Raw genomic sequence first — 17,392 nt, 5'->3', positions numbered from 1 at the left:
TGCTTGGCTGCCTTTCGGTGGCCGGCAAGAGAACGGCGCGCAAGGGGAACCAAAATGCAGATTTCAAGATGGATCATATCGGCAGCGGGCGCTGCCATGCTGGTGATATCGGCCGGCTCGCTGGCTGAGGCGCAGGAGAAATTGAAGATCGGCACCGAGGGCGCTTATCCGCCCTTCAACACCATCACCGCGGACGGCAAGATCGAGGGCTTCGACATCGACATTGCCAATGCGCTGTGTGCGCAGATGAAGGTCGAGTGCGAGATCGTCACCCAGGACTGGGACGGCATCATCCCGGCGCTGCAGGCGAAAAAGTTCGACGCCATCATCGCCTCGATGAGCATCACCGAGGAGCGCAAGAAACAGGTCGCCTTCACCAACAAATACTACACGACGCCGCTGGCGCTGGTGGCGCCCAAGGACAGCGACCTCACTTCCACCGAACCGGCAGCCCTTGCCGGCAAGACGGTGGGCGCGCAGGCCTCGACCACCCAGGCCGACTATGCGCAGGACGCCTATGGCAAGGCCGGCGCCGAGGCGAAACTCTACCCCACCCAGGAAGAGGCGATCACCGACTTGCAGAACGGCCGTCTCGACGCCGTCATCTCCGACAAATTCGTGCTGATGGACTGGCTGAAGAAGGCGAGCGACGGCTGCTGCAAGCTTGTCGGTGACGTCAAGGGCACCGAGACGCAAGCCGGCATCGCTGTCCGCCTGGAGGACACGGCACTTCGCGACAAGCTCAACGCGGCGATAGACGCCATTGTCGCCGACGGCACTTACAAGAAGATCCAGGCCAAGTATTTCGATTTCGATATCTATTGAGTCCCGTCCGCCGGCGTCAGCCGCGAAAGAGATACGATTTCGCGGCGCCAAGGCAGGCATGAAAATGGCCGATAAACAGCAGTTCGCGTGCGGCCAAACGTTTCCTGCCCCAAAAAGCCTTCGGTCAGTTTGACCTCGTCGAGCGAAGCGTTTGAGCCGCGCTTCAAGGGGAACAACTGCTTGTCGAGGCAACCGAGGACATGGGCCTTGGCGGAGTCGATGCCGCAGACCTTGCCATTGTTGTTCAGCCTGTCGCTGCGAAGCGCTGATGTCATGTGATCCGTGTTGCGCATCAGAAAGCTCACCTGGGCTTTCGAATAGCCGGTTGCTAGAAGACGGCTCGTCATCGCCAAACGGGCTTCACGATAGGACTTCGGGCTGCACTGGCCGGCGCTAAAGGCCACCGACGGTTGGGTCAGGAACAGGGCCACGCCCGTGAACACAATGACAAGCCGCATTCCGTTCATTTCCGGCTCCCAAATTGTGATGCTGCCTCAAAGCGCCTTCACCGCCACCTTAACCGGCTGCTCAATCTCCAGCGGGTTGCGCAGCGGCAGGCCGAAATCCGCGGCCTCGATCTCGAAAACGTCGCCGGCCTGAGTCTTGATGCCGTCGGCAAAGGACAGCGTCGCCGTGCCGAACATGTGCACATGCACGTCGCCCGGCTGGCGGAAGGCCGAATATTTGAAGTGATGATGTTCGAGATTGGCGATTGTGTGCGACATGTTCGCTTCGCCCGACAGGAACGGCTTTTCCCACAGCAAATTGCTGTCGCGATAGATTCGCGATGAGCCCCTGACGTCGGCCGGCAGGTCGCCGATCAGGATTTCCGGCCCGAACGAGGCGTTGCGCAGTTTGGAATGGGCCAGGAACAGATAGTTCACCCGCTCGGTAACATGATCGGAAAACTCGTTCGACAGCGTGAAGCCGACGCGGAACGGCGCGCCGTCGTCGCCGATGACATAGATGCCGGCGATTTCCGGCTCCTCGCCGGCGTCCTGCGCAAAGGCCGGCGACATCAGTGCGGCGCCCGGCGCCACCGCCATGGTGCCGTTGCCCTTGTAGAACCATTCCGGCTGCACGCCGGTCTGGCCCTTGGCCGGCTTGCCGCCTTCGAGCCCCATGCGGAACATCTTCATGGAATCGGTAAGCTGCTCCTCGCCGCCATCGCTGAGCTTCTTGTGCATGGAATCGCGTGTCGCCGCCGAGCCGAGATGGGTCAGGCCGGTGCCGGTCAGATGCAGATGCGCAGGATCGGGATGATTGATCGGCGACTCCAGCCGGCCCTTCTTGTAGATGGCGTCGAGGTCTATCGCTTCACCGAACCCCTTGCGTTCGATCAGCGCGGCGAGGCCCGTTCCGGTGCGCGCGGCTTCCAGGGCCAGCGAATAGACGCTGCGGGCGCCGTTGATGATCCTGGTCTTGCCGCCGCCATTGCGGGCGACGACGCGGATGGTCTCGGCGTCGTCGAGGATCTGGGAGATTAGCATGATGAAATCCTCTCTCATGTGCTTGGCCTTGGATGCCTCTTGGCAAACCTTGACCTGCGCGGCTCGGACCTAGCCGCGCCACGGGTTGAACTCTTCGTCCGGATTGCGCTCGCGAGCTTGATCCCTCGGGGGACTTCTTATGCCGACAATTTGCCGGCTGCGCCGCGATCGTATGCCTCCTGCTTGCCTCGCCTGAAGCTTGTCAGGCCTTGTTCTTGTTGTAGACGTCGAAGATCACGGCGCCGAGCAGCACCAGGCCTTTGACCACCTGCTGCCAGTCGACATTGACGCCCATGATCGACATGCCGTTGTTCATCACGCCCATGATGAAGCCGCCGACGACCGCCCCGATAACCTGGCCGACGCCGCCCATCGCCGAGGCGCCGCCGATGAACACTGCGGCGATGACATCGAGCTCCGAGCCGAGACCCGCCGCCGGCACCGCCTGGCCGAGACGAGCCGCGATGATCAGGCCGCCAAGCGCCGACAGCACGCCCATATTGATGAACACCATCAGCGTCAGCCGCTCGGTGTTGATGCCCGACAGCTGCGCCGCCTTGGGATTGCCGCCCATGGCGTAGATGCGCCTCCCGATGGTCATGCGCTTGGTGACGAAGACGAACAGCGTGATCAGCACGCCCATGACCAGCAGCACCACGGGCAGGCCGCGGTAGCTGGCAAACTCATAGACCAGGAACAGCGCCAGCGCGCTGGCGACCAGCGTCTTGACGACGAACAGGGTGAAGGGCTCGGCCTCATAACCATGGCGTTCTCGTTTGCGCCGGGTGCGGACCCCGAAATAGGCATAGGCGAGCACGGCGATCAGCCCCAGCACGACCGTCGTCATGTGCAGGGTCACGCCGCTGCCCATGATGGTCTTGCCGGCTGCGTTCACGACCGGCGGGACGAGCGTCAGTGGGCCGATCACATCCGGGATGAAGCCGGAACTGAGCATCTTGAAGTCGTCGGGAAGCGGACCCACCGACGAGCCGCCGCCAAGCAACGCCTGGCAAATGCCGCGGAAGATCAGCATTCCGGCCAGCGTGACAATGAAGCTCGGTATCCGGTGATAGGCGATCCAATACCCTTGCGCGGCGCCGATCAGGCCACCCGCGACCAGGCAGACGATCGAAACCACCAGGGGATTGCTCAGCGGTCCGAGTTGCCAGATGACCATCATGTTTGCCGCCAGCGCGCCAATGAAACCGGCGACCGATCCGACGCTGAGGTCGATATAGCCCGATACGATCACCAGCAGCATGCCCAGCGCCATCACGATGATGAAGGAGTTCTGCTGCACCAGATTGCTGAGGTTGACCGGCTTGAACAACGTCCCCGACGTGGTGAACTGGAAGAACAGCATGATGACGATCAGGGCTATGATCAGTCCGTATTCGCGTAAATTCGTCGCCAGCGCCGAGACGGCGATGCGCGGGCGCTGTTCGTCGGCGACGTTGCCCTGCGGGGCGGGGGCGCTTTCGGTGCTCATGCTGCTTTTCCTTCTCCCCGGACGATGGCGCGCATTATCTTTTCCTGGCTTGCTTCCGCCGCCGGCATTTCGCCCACCATGCGCCCTTCGTTCATGACGTAGATGCGGTCGGTAATCCCCAGCAATTCCGGCATTTCCGACGAGATGACCACGATCGCCTTACCCTCCGAGGCAAGGCGCGCGATGATCGTGTAGATTTCATACTTGGCGCCGACATCGATGCCGCGTGTCGGCTCGTCGAGGATCAGCACGTCAGGATCGGCAAACAGCCATTTCGACAGCACCACCTTCTGCTGGTTGCCGCCGGAAAGATTGCCGGTCATCTGATAGACGCTTGACGCACGGATATTGGTCTTCTTGCGATAGTCGTTGGCGACCGCAAGTTCGCGCATGTCGTCGATCACGCTGTGGCGCGACACGCCGTCGAGATTGGCCAGCGTAATGTTATGCTTGATATGGTCGATGAGGTTGAGGCCGTAGGTCTTGCGGTCCTCGGTGACATAGGCGATGCCGTGTTGGACCGCCTTGCTTACCGAGGAGACATCGACCGGCTTGCCCTTGAGCAGCACTTCGCCGGTGATGCGGCGGCCATAGGAGCGGCCGAACAGGCTCATGGCGAATTCGGTGCGGCCGGCGCCCATCAGCCCGGCGATGCCGACCACCTCGCCCTTGCGCACATTGAGGTCGATGCCCTTGATCACCTGCCGCTCGGCATGGAGCGGGTGATAGACCGACCAGTTTTTCACCTCGAACACGACTTCGCCGATCTTGGGCTCGCGCGGCGGATAGCGGTCGTCGAGCGAACGGCCGACCATCGAGGTGATGATGCGGTCTTCGGAGATATCCTTCTTGGCCAGCGTCTCGATGGTGCGCCCGTCACGGATGACGGTTACCTTGTCGGCGACCCGGTTGATCTCGTTGAGCTTGTGCGAGATCAGGATCGAGGTCATGCCTTGTCGCTTGAATTCGAGCAGAAGATCGAGCAGCGCCTGGCTGTCTTTCTCGCTGAGCGACGCGGTCGGCTCATCGAGGATCAAAAGCTTGACGTCCTTGCTCAGCGCCTTGGCGATCTCGACCAACTGCTGCTTGCCGACGCCGATATTGGTGATCAGTGTCTTGGGGTCCTCCTTGAGGCCCACCTTCTTCAACAAGGCAGCGGTGCGCGCCTCGTTGGCATCCCAGTCGATGACGCCATATCGGGCGTTTTCGTTGCCGAGGAAGATATTCTCGGTGATCGACAGCATCGGCACCAGCGCTAGCTCCTGGTGGATGATGACGATGCCCTTGTGTTCGCTGTCATGGATACCTTTGAACTGGCATTCCTGACCCTGAAAAATGATCTGGCCGTCATATGTGCCGGCGGGATAGACGCCCGACAGAACCTTCATCAGCGTCGACTTGCCGGCGCCGTTCTCGCCAACCACGGCGTGGATCTCGCCTTCCTCGACGCTGAGGTTGACGTTCGACAGCGCCTTCACGCCGGGGAACGTCTTGGTGATGTCGCGCATCTCCAAAATCGTCGTCATCAGGGCAAGCTCCTCCTGTTGCATGTCGCTCAAAAGTGCTTGCGGTTTGAGACAACGACATGCACGGAAACAAAGTCCGGTAGAAACAATACCGGGGTCGCTTGTGAACGGAAAGGGGTCCTGCGTCGCGCAGGACCCCTGTCTTTATAAACGGATTACTTCAGTTCGTCGGCCTTGATGTAGCCGGAGTCGACGACCAGTGCCTGGTAGTTCGACTTGTCGACCTCATGCGGCGTCAAAAGGATCGAGGGGACGACCTTGACGTCGTTGTTGTAGGTCTTTTCATCGAGGCCGTCCGGCTTGCCGCCCGAGAGCACCTTGTCGACGAGTTCGACGGTGGCCTTGGCCAGTTCGCGGGTGTCCTTGAACACGGTCGAGTATTGCTCGCCCGTGATGATCAGCTTGACCGAAGCGGTCTCGGCGTCCTGGCCGGTCACGATCGGCCACGGCTGGGCGTCGGTACCGTAACCGACGGCGCGCAGCGAAGCGGTGATGCCGCGCGACAGGCCGTCATAGGGCGAAAGAACGCCATCGACGCGGCTGCCGTCCGAGTAGTTGGCCGACAGCAGGTTGTCCATGCGCGCCTGGGCGGTCGCGGCGAGCCAGCGCAGCGTGCCGACCTTGTCCATGCCGGTCTGACCGGACTTGATCTTGATCGAGCCGTCATCGATCAGCGGCTGCAGCACCGAGATTGCGCCGTTGTAGAAGAAGAATGCGTTGTTGTCGTCCGGCGAGCCGCCGAACAGTTCGACGTTCCACGGCTTGGTGTTCGGGAAGCGCTCCTTGAGACCCTTGACCAGCGAGTTCGCCTGGATCACGCCGACGCCGAAATTGTCGAAGGTGGTGTAGTAATCGACATTGGCGGTCTTCTTGATCAGGCGGTCATAGGCGACGACGACGACGCCGGCGTCGGCGGCCTTCTGCAGCGCGTCCGAAAGGGTGGTGCCGTCGATCGAAGCGATGATCAGCGCCTTCGGGCCTTTGGTGATTTCGTTTTCCAGCTGGCTGAGCTGGTTGGGGATGTCGTCCTGCGCGTACTGCAGGTCGACCGTGTAGCCGAGAGCTTCGAGCTGGGACTTGACGGCATCGCCGTCATTGATCCAGCGCTGCGAGGTCTTGGTCGGCATCAGCACGCCGACAAGACCCTTGTCGGCTGCGTGCGCCGAGTAGGTCATGGCAGCGATGCCAAGGGCCGCGACGGCGGCCAGTGTCTTGATGATTTTCACGTAAAACTCTCCCTGGTTGATGGACGCGACACCTCGGGGCTTCGCGGGCCGCGCAGTCGGGCGGATGCGCCAAAGCGCCGCCGCCGTCATAATCGATCTCCGGTATCCTCCCAATCGGCCCTCAGTCTTGATTTAAATCGATACGATTTTGCTCGTCATCGACCGTCAAGTCTTGAGGACGCGCGAAAGTGTGACCCTTTGCCATAACTGTCAAATGCGATCTTCGGTGGTTGCTATACCAAAACCGGTATATGACTAGACCGGGCTGGAACAGTGGCGGAAGCGGGAAAAGGCATGGCGGCTTTACGAGGTCCTCAGGGAATTTCAAGCGGTTACGATGAATTGCCGGGCGATGGCGAGACACTTCTGCGCAGTGGCTTGAGCCTGCGTCACATGCGCATGATCGCAGCGCTGGACGATCACGGTCGGGTGAGCGCGGCCGCCCAGGTGATGAACATCTCGCAGCCGGCGGCCTCGCGCATGATTTCCGAGATGGAAGCGGTGCTTGAGGTCAAGCTGTGCGAAAGGCTGCCGCGCGGCATCACGCTCACCCCTTACGGCAAGGCGCTGGCGCGGCGCGCGCGCTCGATCCTGCTCGAAATGCGCGAGGCCGACCGCGAAATATCGGAGCTCAAGGCCGGCAAGGGCGGCTCGGTGTTCCTTGGCGCGGTGACGGCGCCGGCGATCGAACTGGCGGTCCCGGCGATCCGCGAGATACGCCGCCTTTATCCGCGCATCGAGATTACCATGCAGGTCGAGACGTCGAATGTGCTGGCGCGCGAACTGATCGCCACGCGCCATGATTTCATCATCGCCCGTGTCCCCGAAGACCTCAATCCGCGCCTGTTCGAATCGCGCGTCATCGGCGTCGAGAAGGCCTGCCTGATCGTGCGCCGAGGCCACCCGCTGAGCAACGGCCATCCTCTAAACAATGGGAAGGCGGTGAGGCTGGAGGACACCGCCGCCTTTGACTGGGTGTTCCAGTCGGGCGGGTCGCCGCTGCGCCAGGCGATGGAGAGCAATTTCCTGAACCGCAACATCGCCCTGCCGGACCGCATCCTCAACACCTCGTCGCTGCTGCTCACACTGGTCATGGTGGCGCAGTCCGACGCCATCGCCCCGGTGTCGATCCAAGTGGCAAAATTCATCCAGAACCCCGACGGTCTCGCCGGCGCCATCGATGTCGTCCAGACCGAGTTCGACATCGAGGTCCGCCCCTACAGCCTGATCACGGTGAAGAACCGCGTGCTGTCGCCGGCAGCCAAGATGCTGCACGATTTTATCTTGCGGGAAGTGGGATAGGAACTGGAGCGGGTAGAGGGAATCGAACCCTCGCGTTCAGCTTGGGAAGCTGACAAGCTACCATTACATCATACCCGCGTCGGCCTCTCGATATCATGATGGGCGTGCTTCGGGCAATCGCCCTTGGACAGCTGTTCGGAAACGGCTGTTGGAAACCCGACCGATTGCGCCGTCCGCCCGCCTTGATGCGGGCGCAGCAAGTGCGTATTCGTGGGTTTGTATCCCGAATCCGGGCACACCAATCTGGAGGCAGGCCCCTTGTCCACAGTGACGCGCTTTCTCGGTGACTCGCCCGTCAGGGTGATCGTCAAGCTGCTGGTCGTTTCGTTCCTGGTCGGCCTGGTCATGAATGCGTTCGGCTGGACGCCGATGGACGTCTTCTACCGCATCCAGGGTTTCTTCATCGATCTTTGGAACCTCGGCTTCAACGCGGTCTATCGCTTCTTGGGCTATATCCTGCTCGGCGCCGCGATCGTCGTGCCGGTGTTCATCCTGCTCAGGGTCGCGAACTACCGCAAGTGAAGCGGAGCATGATCCCGAAAAGTGGCAACCGGTTTTCGGAAAAGATCATGCTCAAACCAAAGGCCACTTAGGCAAAGTCCGACGCCACCTCGAACAGGATGGCGTGGCGCGCGGCGAGCGCTGCGACATCGGTCGAATAGCCGCCGCCGATGACACCGCAGACCGGGATGCCCAGCGCGCGGAAATGACCGATCACCATGGCGTCGCGGGCACGCACGCCGTCATCGCTGAGCGACAGCCGGCCGAGCCGGTCCTCGGCATGCACGTCGACACCGGCATTGTAGAAGACGATGTCCCAGTGCGCCTTGGCCGAGAGCTCCGGCAGGAGGACACCCAGCCGTTCGAGATAGGCGCCATTGCCGGTGCCGTCCGGCAGGGCAACGTCGAGATCGGAGGCAATCTTGCGCACCGGATAATTGCGCTCGCCATGCATGGAAAAGGTGAACGCGCGTGGCTCGTCTTTCAGGATGTCCGCGGTGCCGTCGCCCTGATGCACATCGAGATCGACGATCAGGATGTTTTTCACCGCGTCTTCGGCTAGCAGCACCAGCGAAGCGACGGCAACATCGTTGAAGGTGCAGAAGCCCGCGCCTTGCGCACGCCGCGCATGGTGGCTGCCGCCGGCAGTGTTACAGGCAATGCCGTTGATAAGCGCCAGCCGTGCGGCCAGCACCGTACCACCGGCGGCGAGTTGCGCCCTGAGCGAAACGCGCGGACCCACGGGAAAGCCGATCTCGCGCTCGATCTTCTCAGGCACCGAACAAGCGATGACCTGGTCGACATAATCAGCCGCATGGGCGAGCTTCAGCCAGGAGGCCGGCGCCGGCTCGGGCATCGACAGCGCCCCGGCATGGATCAGACCCCTGATATGCAAGGCCTGCATCAGCAGCGGATATTTGCTCATCGGAAAGCGATGATTGACGGCGAAGCCGGCATCGTAGTCGGGATGATGGACGATCTGCAGGGGCATGGCTAAAGCAATTCCAGGAAAAGTGTGCAGCGGTTTTCCCGGGAGAAGCGCGTAGCGCTTCCCTTTGGGAATTGCTTAAAACCAGTACTGGGATCCGGCGGGCTCGCGCCAGAAGAACATTTCGGTTGGCCGTCACGGCAAGAGTGATTGCGCGGTGGCGGGAAAATGGGGCACATCGGCTGTTCGATCAAGCCGCAACCAGCAAGGCAGCAATCCCCTGGACACGGGTGCAACCCCAGCCGACGCGAGACCCTTCGCCGTCACCAACCTTTCGGTGCTCGCCATCGCCGTGCCGATGACGCTCGCCTATCTGACGACGCCGCTGCTCGGCATCGTCGACACGGCGGTGGTCGGGCAGTTCGGCGATGCCGCCCTGCTCGGCGGCCTGGCGGCCGGGGCCCTGGTCTTCGACGTCGTCTTCAGCACCTTCAATTTCCTGCGCTCCGGCACCACCGGCCTGGTCGCCCAGGCGTTTGGGCGCGGCGACGAAACCGAGGAGCAGGCGGTGTTCTGGCGCGCCGTGCTGATCGCGGTCGCCGCCGGCATCGTGCTTGTCGTCCTTGCGCCGCTGATCGCCATCGCCGGCCAGAAATTCATCGGCGGCGAAGCGCGCGTCGGCGAGGCGATGGGCGTCTATATCCACATCAGAATGCTCGCCGCCCCCTTCACGCTGATCAACTACGCCATCCTCGGCTATGTCCTTGGACGCGGCGAGGGCGGGCTTGGGCTGATGCTGCAGGCGGTGCTCAACGGCATCAACATCGTGCTTTGCATCCTGCTCGGCCTGAAGCTTGGCTGGGGCGTCGCCGGCGTGGCCTGGGCGACCGTCACCGGCGAATGTCTGGCCATGCTGCTGGGTCTCGCCATCGTTGTCTGGCGGTTCCGGGCCGCACCCCGCCTGCCGCGGCATCGCCTGCTCGACATGCCCGCTTTCCTGCGCATGCTGTCGCTCAACCGCGATATCATGATCCGCTCGTTCTCGCTGCTCGCCGCTTTCGCGCTGTTCACCCGCCAGGGCGCGCAGTTCGGCACGCTGACGCTGGCCGCCAATGCCGTGCTGATGAACTTCTTTCTCGTCGCCGGCTATTTCCTCGACGGTTTTGCCACAGCCGCCGAGCAGTTGGCGGGACGCGCGATCGGCGCACGCGCCGAGACGGCGTTCCGCCGGGCGGTGCGTCTGACCTTGTTCTGGGGGTTCGGCCTCGCCGGAACCGCGACGCTGATCTTCTGGCTCGGCGGCGCCGGCCTGATTTCTTTGATCACCACGTCGCAGGACGTTCGTGCTGCTGCCGACATCTACCTGCCGTGGGCGGCACTGACACCGTTGAGCGGCGTGCTGGCCTTCCAGATGGACGGCGTCTTCATCGGCGCCACGTGGTCGCGCGACATGCGCAACATGATGCTGGTGTCGTTCCTGGCCTTCAGCGCCGCATTGTTCAGCTTGGCGCCGTCTCTCGGCAATCACGGCCTGTGGGCGGCGCTGCACGTTTTCCTGCTGGTGCGCGGCTTCAGCCTGCTGGCCATCCTGCGGCTCCGGTTGCGCACGGCGTTTTAGAGCGGCCTGGCAGCCCACTGATCGAGCCGGCTGTCGCGCAGTTCGCGCAATGATTTCAGCCGCTCCTTGTCGGCAAATCGCACCATCCCGGCAAGGATGCGCCCCGGCAGCGCCGGCCCGGCATAGATCATGCCGGTGTAGAGCTGGACGAGATCGGCGCCGGCGCGGATTTTCTCCAGCGCGTTCTCGGCCGAATCGACGCCGCCGACGCCGATAATGGCGCGCTCCGGCCCGAGCAATTTGCGCATCTTGGCCAGCACGATGGTCGAACGCTCGAACAGCGGTTTGCCGGAGAGCCCGCCGGTCTCGCTGGTGGCGCTACGCAATCCGGTTCGCGCCAGCGTCGTGTTGGAGACGATGACGCCGTCAATCTGCTTCTCGCTGACTTCGGCGGCGATGTCTTCAAGCTCGGCCTCGACCAGATCGGGCGCGATCTTGAGGAAGAGGGGCGGCTGCGCCGAAGCTGCTGCACGCACCGCCATGACCCGAGACAACAGTTCGCCGAGCTGTTCGCGCGCCTGCATGGTGCGCAGGCCGGGCGTGTTGGGCGACGAGATGTTGACGGTGAGATAGCTGGCGTATTTCGCAAAACGGGAAACGCCCAACTCATAGTCACGGACACGATCGGCGCTGTCCTTGTTGGCGCCGATGTTGACGCCGACAATGCCGCCGCGTCCCTGGCGCGCGGCAAGGCGTTTTTCCGCCGCCTCGTGGCCCTCATTGTTGAAGCCCAGGCGGTTGATCACCGCATCATCCTCATTCAGCCGGAAAATGCGCGGCTTCGGATTGCCGGCCTGCGGCAGCGGCGTCACGGTGCCGACTTCGGCAAAGCCGAAGCCGAGGCCAAGCAGCGCGTCGGGCACCTCGGCGTTCTTGTCGTAGCCTGCGGCCATGCCGAGCGGATTGGGGAAGGCGATGCCACAGAGGCTGAGCTTCAACCTGTCGTCGCGCACCGTCCGCGCGCCGACCGGCAGACCGCATCGCAGCGCCGCGATCGACATGCCATGCGCCGTTTCCGGATCGAAGGTGAACAGCAGTTTCTGGCCGATGCGATCGAACACGATCATTCGGCCTCCAGCGCCGGGAATTGATGGGCGCCGTCGGCCCCGAGCGGCAGTGGCCGCACCCACAGCACGGCGCTCATATCGAGCACGCCATAGAGATGCGGGAACAGCGCGCCGCCCCGCGAGACCTCGTATTTCAGCGCGTCACCGAGCAGCGCCCCGTCGATGGCGATCAGCAGCAAATCCATCTGGCCGGCGAAATGCTTCGCCGCCGTCTCCCTGACCTGATCAGCGGTGGAGAAATGGATGAAGCCGTCGGCGATATCGATCGGAGCGCCGATGAAACGGCCGTTTTTCTCGGCCTCGCGCCAAAGCGCTTCGGGCGCGATCTTGTAGATAATCTGAGACATGGTTGCGCTATAATCCGAACCGATCATGCGGGGAAGGGCAACTCGTCCGCATTTACGGCGCAAAGCTGTGATAGGTTGCGCATACTGGCTCGTGGAGGATGGAACATGCGTCTGCAGCACATACTGATCCCCGCCGCACTGGTCTCGCTGGTTGCGGCATCGGCCTGGTCCGAAGAGACCGACCGCTACCGGCTGGAAAAATCCGCCAACGGTTATGTCCGCATGGACACCCGGACCGGCGCCATGTCGATCTGCGAGGAGCGCTCCGGCCAGCTCGTCTGCAAGATGGCCGCCGACGAACGCGCCGCCTTCCAGGACGAAGTCGACCGTTTGCAGGCCTCGATGAAAGCAATGGACGAACGCGTCGCCAAGCTCGAGAACTCGCTGTCCGCCCGCCTCGAATCGAAGCTGCCGAGCGAGGAGGATTTCGACAAGACGATGAGCTATATGGAGCGCATGCTGCGCGGCTTCATGGGCATCGTCAAGGAAATGGACAAGGATGACGGCGCCAATCTCAATTCGCAAAAGACCTGAACTGCCCGGCGGGGAATGCCCCGTCCGGCCATTGCCGCATGAAGACAAAGCGCTTCGCCGCATAATCGTCCGGTCCCCGTAAAAGCCGATAATCAATAAGGGATTTGGGGAGGAACATTTGCCGTCGGGTTACACCTTCGTCATCGCCGACGACCATCCGCTTTTCCGCGGCGCGCTGAAAGAGGCGCTTGCCGGCGTTGGTGATGTCGCAGCCATTCACGAGGCCGGCGATTTTGAAAGCGCCAAGGTCCTGGTCGTGGCCAATGAGGATGTCGACCTGGTGCTGCTCGACCTGTCGATGCCGGGCGCCAGCGGCCTGTCCGGTCTGATCGCGCTGCGCGGCATCCACCCGGCGGTGCCGCTGGTGGTGGTGTCGGCACATGATGACCCGGTGACCATCCGGCGCGCGCTCGATCTCGGCGCGTCCGGCTTCATCTCCAAATCGGCCAGCATGGAGGAGATCCGCGGCGCCGTGCAGACGGTGCTGGCCGGCGACATCGCAGCACCCGTCGGCATCGACCTCGGCGTCGAGCGCGACCCCGAAATATCCGACCTGATCAAGCGGCTGCAGGCGCTGACACCGCAGCAGACGCGTGTCCTCGGCATGCTGGCCGAAGGCCTGCTCAACAAGCAGATCGCGTACGAACTCAGCGTCTCCGAAGCGACTGTAAAGGCGCATGTCTCGGCCATCCTGCAAAAGCTCGGCGTCGACAGCCGCACCCAGGCGGTGATCCAGCTGTCCAAGATCGGCAGCGATCCGTTGCAGCCAGCAGGCTAAAGCGCATCGCGCTGAACGGATTCATGCGACCCGCTTTAGCTCTTGTTCGATGCATGTCGTGGTCCCAGAACCGGGGCACACTTCTGGGCGACATGCATTGAACCCTACTCGGCCGCCGATGCCAGCGGCCTGACCCTTGCCATCATGGAACGCAGCACGGCCGGCTTCAGCGGCTTGTTGATCACCGGCACGTCCAGGGCGGCGGCCGCGGCACGGACCTCGGTGGAGCGGTCGGCGGTGACCAGCACGGCCGGCAGGTCCGAACCATGGATGTCACGCAGGCGGGCGATGATGTCGAGGCCGCTTCTGCCATCGAGATGATAGTCGGCAAGCACGATGTCGGGACGATCGGCCCTGCCAAAATCCTCCGAACCCGAAAACGTGCCGATGCTGCAGCCCCAGCCCTCGAGCAGAAGCCGCATGCCGTCGAGGATGCGGGCGTCGTTGTCGATGCACATGACGCGCAGGCCGGCCAGCGAATTCGCGGTGCGGGCAGGCGCCTTCGGCTCGACCTCGCGCCGCGGCGCCTCAACCGCCGCAACCGGCAGGATAACGGAAAAGCGCGTACCCTTGCCCGGGTTGGAAAAGATCTGGATCTCGAGCCGCAGCACCCGCGCGATGCGGTCGACGATGGACAGGCCAAGGCCGAGACCTTCGGCCTCGCGCACGCCTTCGTCCAGCCGGGTGAACTCGTTGAAGACCGTGTTCAGCTTGTCGCCGGCAATGCCGATGCCAGTGTCGATCACCTGGATTTCGGCGAGTTCGCCGCGCCGTCGCACGCCGACCAGGATGCGGCCATGGGGGGTGTATTTGATGGCGTTGGAGACCAGATTCTGGATCAGCCGGCGCAGCAGGTTGCGGTCCGTCAAGACGCTGAGCGACGAGGCCATGATCTTCAGATCGAGTTTCTTTTCGGCGGCGAGCGGCTGAAAATCATTGCCGATCTGGCGCAGCAGCCCGTCCAGGCGGAAGGCGCTGTCATCGGGTTTCATCGCGCCGGCGTCGAGGCGGGAAATGTCGAGCACGGCGCCCAGGATCGTCTCGACCGATTCCAGCGAGGATTCGATGTTGATAGCAGCCTTCCCGGCCGGGCCCTTGCCGGCCTTTTCGATCAGCGACGAGCAGTAGAGACGGGCGGCGTTCAGCGGCTGCAGGATGTCGTGGCCAGCGGCGGCGAGGAAGCGCGTCTTGCCCAGATTGGCCTCCTCGGCCAGCATCTGCGCCTGCGCCAGCTCCTCATTGACCCGGGTCAACTCCTCGTTGACCCTAGTCAGTTCGATGGTCCGCGTCTTGACCCGCTGCTCCAGCGATTCATTGGCCCGCTTCAGCGCCAAATCCTGTTCGACGCGTCCTGAAATGTCGGCATAGGTGGCGACGATTCCGCCGTCCGGCATCGGGTTGGAGCGCAGTTCGAGGATACGGCCACTGGTCTTCAACTCCATCTGCCATGGGCTGACGAAGCTGGTCAGCCGGTTGAGCATCGCCACGCGCTGGTCGGCCGGAATATCGCCGCGCTCGGCGAGGTGGCGCAGGATGCGGTCGAGCGAGACGCCGACCTGGCCCATCTCGTCGGGCAGGTCGAACAGCGCGCGATATTGTCTGTTCCAGCAGATCAGGCGGAAATCGCGGTCGAATACGGTGATGCCCTGCTCCATCTGGTCGAGCGCGATCTGCAGCAGGTCGCGATTGTGCTGCAGCGCTTCGGTGGCGTCGTCGAGCAGGCGAAAGGCGTCCTTGGACTCGCGGTCGTTGCGGCGAAACAGCAGCGACAGGATCAGCCGCGCCGAAGACGAGCCGACCGCGCTCGCCAGCAGCTGCTCGGAAAAGCGGATGACATCCATGCTGGCCTGCTCATTGCCGTGCAGCGAGACGCCAGTGCTCTTTTCGAAGGACTGGAAGGAGCGCTCGGTGCGCTCGACGCCGAGGTAGCGCGAGATGGTGTCTTTCAGCACGTTGACGGTGATGGCGGTGCGGAAGCGGCGCAGGCTGGGCATCGGGCCGGATTCGCGCGGCACGAAGATCGACGCCTGGATACGCTCCAGCGGCACTGACGCGCGCGACAGCGAGCCGAGCACGAAGAACAGCGTGTTGACCGACAGGCTCCAGAGCACGCCGTGGTTCAACGGTTCGGCGACGGTGCCGAACAGAGCCTGCGGCCGCAGCGCCTCGAAACCGAACAACCCCTGCACGACGATGTCCGCGTCGGCTGCCGAGAGCGACGGCAAAAGCAGCGTATAGCCCCAGACGAGGATGCCGGCGACCATGCCAAGGGCCGCGCCGCGGCCATTGGCGCCGCGCCAGATCAGCCCGCCGATCAGCGCCGGCGCGAATTGGGCGATTGCCGCGAACGACATCAGGCCGATCGACGACAGCCGCGCCGAGTTGGTGCTTTCGCGGTAGTAGAGGAAGGCGATGAACAACAGGATGAAGATGGCGCCGCGCCGCACGTTGAGGATCAGCGTCGACCAATCCTCATTCTCAGAGGTCGTGGTCTTGAGCAGGCGGCGCACGAACAGCGGGATGACGAGGTCGTTGGAGATCATGATCGACAGCGCCACGCTTTCGACGATCACCATGGCGGTCGCCGCCGACAGCCCACCGATGAAGGCGGCCATGGCGAGGAAGTCATGGCCGCCGAACAAGGGCAGCGCAAGCACATAGAGGTCACTGGTGGTTTTGGTGCCGACCAGCGCCAGGCCGGCGAAGGCGATCGGCAGCACGAACAGGTTTATCGCTACGAGATAGAGCGGGAACACCCAGGTCGCCGTGCGCAGTTCGGCCTCGCCGCGGTTCTCGACGATGGTGACGTAGAACTGGCGCGGCAGCATGATGATGGCAAAGCCGCTCAGGCAAGTCAGCACCAGCCAGGTGGCGAGCGAGGTGTTGTAGCCCATGGCTTGCCGCACCTGACTGTTTTCGGCCAGCTTGTCGATCATGTCGCCCGGGCCACCGAAGATCAGGAAGGTGACCATCAGGCCGATCGCCAGGAAGGCGGCGAGCTTGACCACGGTTTCGACCGCCACCGCCAGCACCAGCCCGTCCTGGTGCTCGGTGGCGTCGGCATGGCGGGTGCCGAACAGCACCGCAAACAGCGCCAAGAGCATGGCCACCACCAGCGAGATGTCGCTGACGAAGGGATCGAAGGAGGGCGGCGATCCCGTATAATGCTCGACCATCAGGCCGACCGAACCGGAGATCGCCTTCAATTGCAGTGCGATATAGGGCACCGCGCCGATGGTGGCGATCAGCGTGGCGATCGCCGAGACGGCAAAGCTCTTGCCATAGCGGGCGCCGAGGAAGTCGGCGATCGAGGTGATCTTCTCGCTCTTGGCCAGCCGCACGATGCGATTGAGCAGCGGAAAGCCGAACACGAACACCAGCACCGGGCCGGTATAGATGCCGAGAAATTCGAGGCCGCGCTCGGAGGACAGGCCGACCGAGCCGAAGAAGGTCCAGGAGGTGCAGTAGATGGCGAGGCTGAGTGCATAGATGAAGGGCCGGGCGTGGCCGGGTCCCGACGCCGTCGACCGCCGGTCGCCAAGGCTAGCGATGGCGAACAGCAGCGTCACATAGGCGACGGCAATGATGACGATGAACCAGCCCTGCACGGCCCGAAAATCCTCCTCGGCCAGCTTTCACCCCGGCCTGCCCAGAGGCAATCACAGCTCTAAGGTCAAGTCCATCGCGGCTTTCGGCGCATGGTCGCGACGCCGCCCTGTCGAACCGTGAACCAAGGTAAGGAGAAAGCGGTGTTTTCCAGC

General features: G+C 63.0%; 15 protein-coding genes and 1 tRNA gene. 6 read left to right on the top strand and 10 right to left on the bottom strand.

The features are described from left to right. The first annotated feature begins 54 nt into the window (after positions 1-54). A complete protein-coding gene (locus tag NKI61_RS00265; protein ID WP_023688688.1) occupies positions 55-825 on the top strand; it encodes an ABC transporter substrate-binding protein in 771 nt (256 codons plus the stop codon). On the opposite strand, the gene NKI61_RS00260 is transcribed toward NKI61_RS00265, so the two are convergent. The 5 genes from NKI61_RS00260 to chvE form a co-directional block, all read right to left on the bottom strand. After that, positions 819-1,292, bottom strand: coding sequence for a hypothetical protein (locus NKI61_RS00260; protein ID WP_352838635.1), 474 nt, complete (start codon positions 1,290-1,292; stop codon positions 819-821). The genes NKI61_RS00265 and NKI61_RS00260 overlap by 7 nt on opposite strands. A 27-nt stretch (positions 1,293-1,319) precedes the next feature. After that, on the bottom strand, positions 1,320-2,315 hold the full coding sequence (araD1, locus tag NKI61_RS00255) for an AraD1 family protein (RefSeq protein WP_023699520.1): 996 nt from the start codon (positions 2,313-2,315) through the stop codon (positions 1,320-1,322). 202 nt (positions 2,316-2,517) lie between these two features. Beyond that, positions 2,518-3,804: a multiple monosaccharide ABC transporter permease gene (mmsB, locus tag NKI61_RS00250; RefSeq protein WP_023669637.1), complete on the bottom strand. Its 1,287-nt coding sequence runs from the start codon at positions 3,802-3,804 to the stop codon at positions 2,518-2,520. Continuing rightward, positions 3,801-5,333: a multiple monosaccharide ABC transporter ATP-binding protein gene (gene mmsA, locus NKI61_RS00245; RefSeq protein WP_031203726.1), complete on the bottom strand. Its 1,533-nt coding sequence runs from the start codon at positions 5,331-5,333 to the stop codon at positions 3,801-3,803. Before mmsA ends, mmsB begins: the two co-directional genes overlap by 4 nt. A gap of 152 nt (positions 5,334-5,485) precedes the next feature. Beyond that, on the bottom strand, positions 5,486-6,556 hold the full coding sequence (chvE, locus tag NKI61_RS00240; protein ID WP_023681943.1) for a multiple monosaccharide ABC transporter substrate-binding protein: 1,071 nt from the start codon (positions 6,554-6,556) through the stop codon (positions 5,486-5,488). Between the two features lie 294 nt (positions 6,557-6,850). Between chvE and NKI61_RS00235 the strand changes: the two genes are divergently transcribed. Continuing rightward, positions 6,851-7,858 carry a LysR family transcriptional regulator gene (locus tag NKI61_RS00235; RefSeq protein ID WP_023681942.1) on the top strand — a complete coding sequence of 336 codons (1,008 nt, stop codon included), beginning with the start codon at positions 6,851-6,853 and terminating at the stop codon, positions 7,856-7,858. A gap of 4 nt (positions 7,859-7,862) precedes the next feature. On the opposite strand, the gene NKI61_RS00230 is transcribed toward NKI61_RS00235, so the two are convergent. Further along, a tRNA-Gly gene (locus NKI61_RS00230) sits at positions 7,863-7,936 on the bottom strand. A gap of 180 nt (positions 7,937-8,116) precedes the next feature. Between NKI61_RS00230 and NKI61_RS00225 the strand changes: the two genes are divergently transcribed. Beyond that, complete coding sequence (locus NKI61_RS00225; protein WP_023681941.1) at positions 8,117-8,380, top strand: DUF6460 domain-containing protein; 264 nt, start codon at positions 8,117-8,119, stop codon at positions 8,378-8,380. A gap of 67 nt (positions 8,381-8,447) precedes the next feature. On the opposite strand, the gene NKI61_RS00220 is transcribed toward NKI61_RS00225, so the two are convergent. Continuing rightward, positions 8,448-9,350 (bottom strand): histone deacetylase family protein, encoded by a 903-nt coding sequence (locus tag NKI61_RS00220; RefSeq protein ID WP_352838634.1) that lies wholly within the window; start codon positions 9,348-9,350, stop codon positions 8,448-8,450. Between the two features lie 217 nt (positions 9,351-9,567). On the opposite strand from NKI61_RS00220, the gene NKI61_RS00215 reads away from it, so the two are divergent. After that, positions 9,568-10,905, top strand: a complete 1,338-nt coding sequence (locus tag NKI61_RS00215) for an MATE family efflux transporter (RefSeq protein ID WP_352838662.1) — start codon at positions 9,568-9,570, stop codon at positions 10,903-10,905. Here the strand turns inward: NKI61_RS00215 and NKI61_RS00210 are convergent. Further along, the gene (locus NKI61_RS00210; RefSeq protein ID WP_352838633.1) at positions 10,902-11,972 is read right to left on the bottom strand and encodes a quinone-dependent dihydroorotate dehydrogenase; all 1,071 of its coding nucleotides are present in this window, start codon (positions 11,970-11,972) and stop codon (positions 10,902-10,904) included. The two genes, NKI61_RS00215 and NKI61_RS00210, sit on opposite strands and share 4 nt — an antisense overlap. Further along, positions 11,969-12,319 carry a DUF952 domain-containing protein gene (locus NKI61_RS00205; RefSeq protein WP_352838632.1) on the bottom strand — a complete coding sequence of 117 codons (351 nt, stop codon included), beginning with the start codon at positions 12,317-12,319 and terminating at the stop codon, positions 11,969-11,971. Before NKI61_RS00205 ends, NKI61_RS00210 begins: the two co-directional genes overlap by 4 nt. Positions 12,320-12,424: 105 nt before the next feature. Here NKI61_RS00205 and NKI61_RS00200 point away from each other — a divergent pair, with 105 nt between their 5' ends. Next, on the top strand, positions 12,425-12,853 hold the full coding sequence (locus NKI61_RS00200) for a hypothetical protein (RefSeq protein ID WP_023740730.1): 429 nt from the start codon (positions 12,425-12,427) through the stop codon (positions 12,851-12,853). Between the two features lie 118 nt (positions 12,854-12,971). Next, positions 12,972-13,631 (top strand): response regulator transcription factor, encoded by a 660-nt coding sequence (locus tag NKI61_RS00195; RefSeq protein ID WP_352838631.1) that lies wholly within the window; start codon positions 12,972-12,974, stop codon positions 13,629-13,631. A gap of 104 nt (positions 13,632-13,735) precedes the next feature. Here the strand turns inward: NKI61_RS00195 and NKI61_RS00190 are convergent, their stop codons facing one another. Further along, positions 13,736-17,239, bottom strand: a complete 3,504-nt coding sequence (locus NKI61_RS00190; RefSeq protein ID WP_352838630.1) for a PAS domain-containing hybrid sensor histidine kinase/response regulator — start codon at positions 17,237-17,239, stop codon at positions 13,736-13,738. Positions 17,240-17,392 lie beyond the last annotated feature (153 nt).

The organism is Mesorhizobium sp. M0514 (genome assembly GCF_040321145.1).
In the GTDB taxonomy this organism is placed as follows: Bacteria; Pseudomonadota; Alphaproteobacteria; order Rhizobiales; family Rhizobiaceae; genus Mesorhizobium.
The sequence above is the reverse complement of the archived record's forward strand: the minus strand, read 5'-3'. Positions and strand labels throughout refer to the sequence as shown.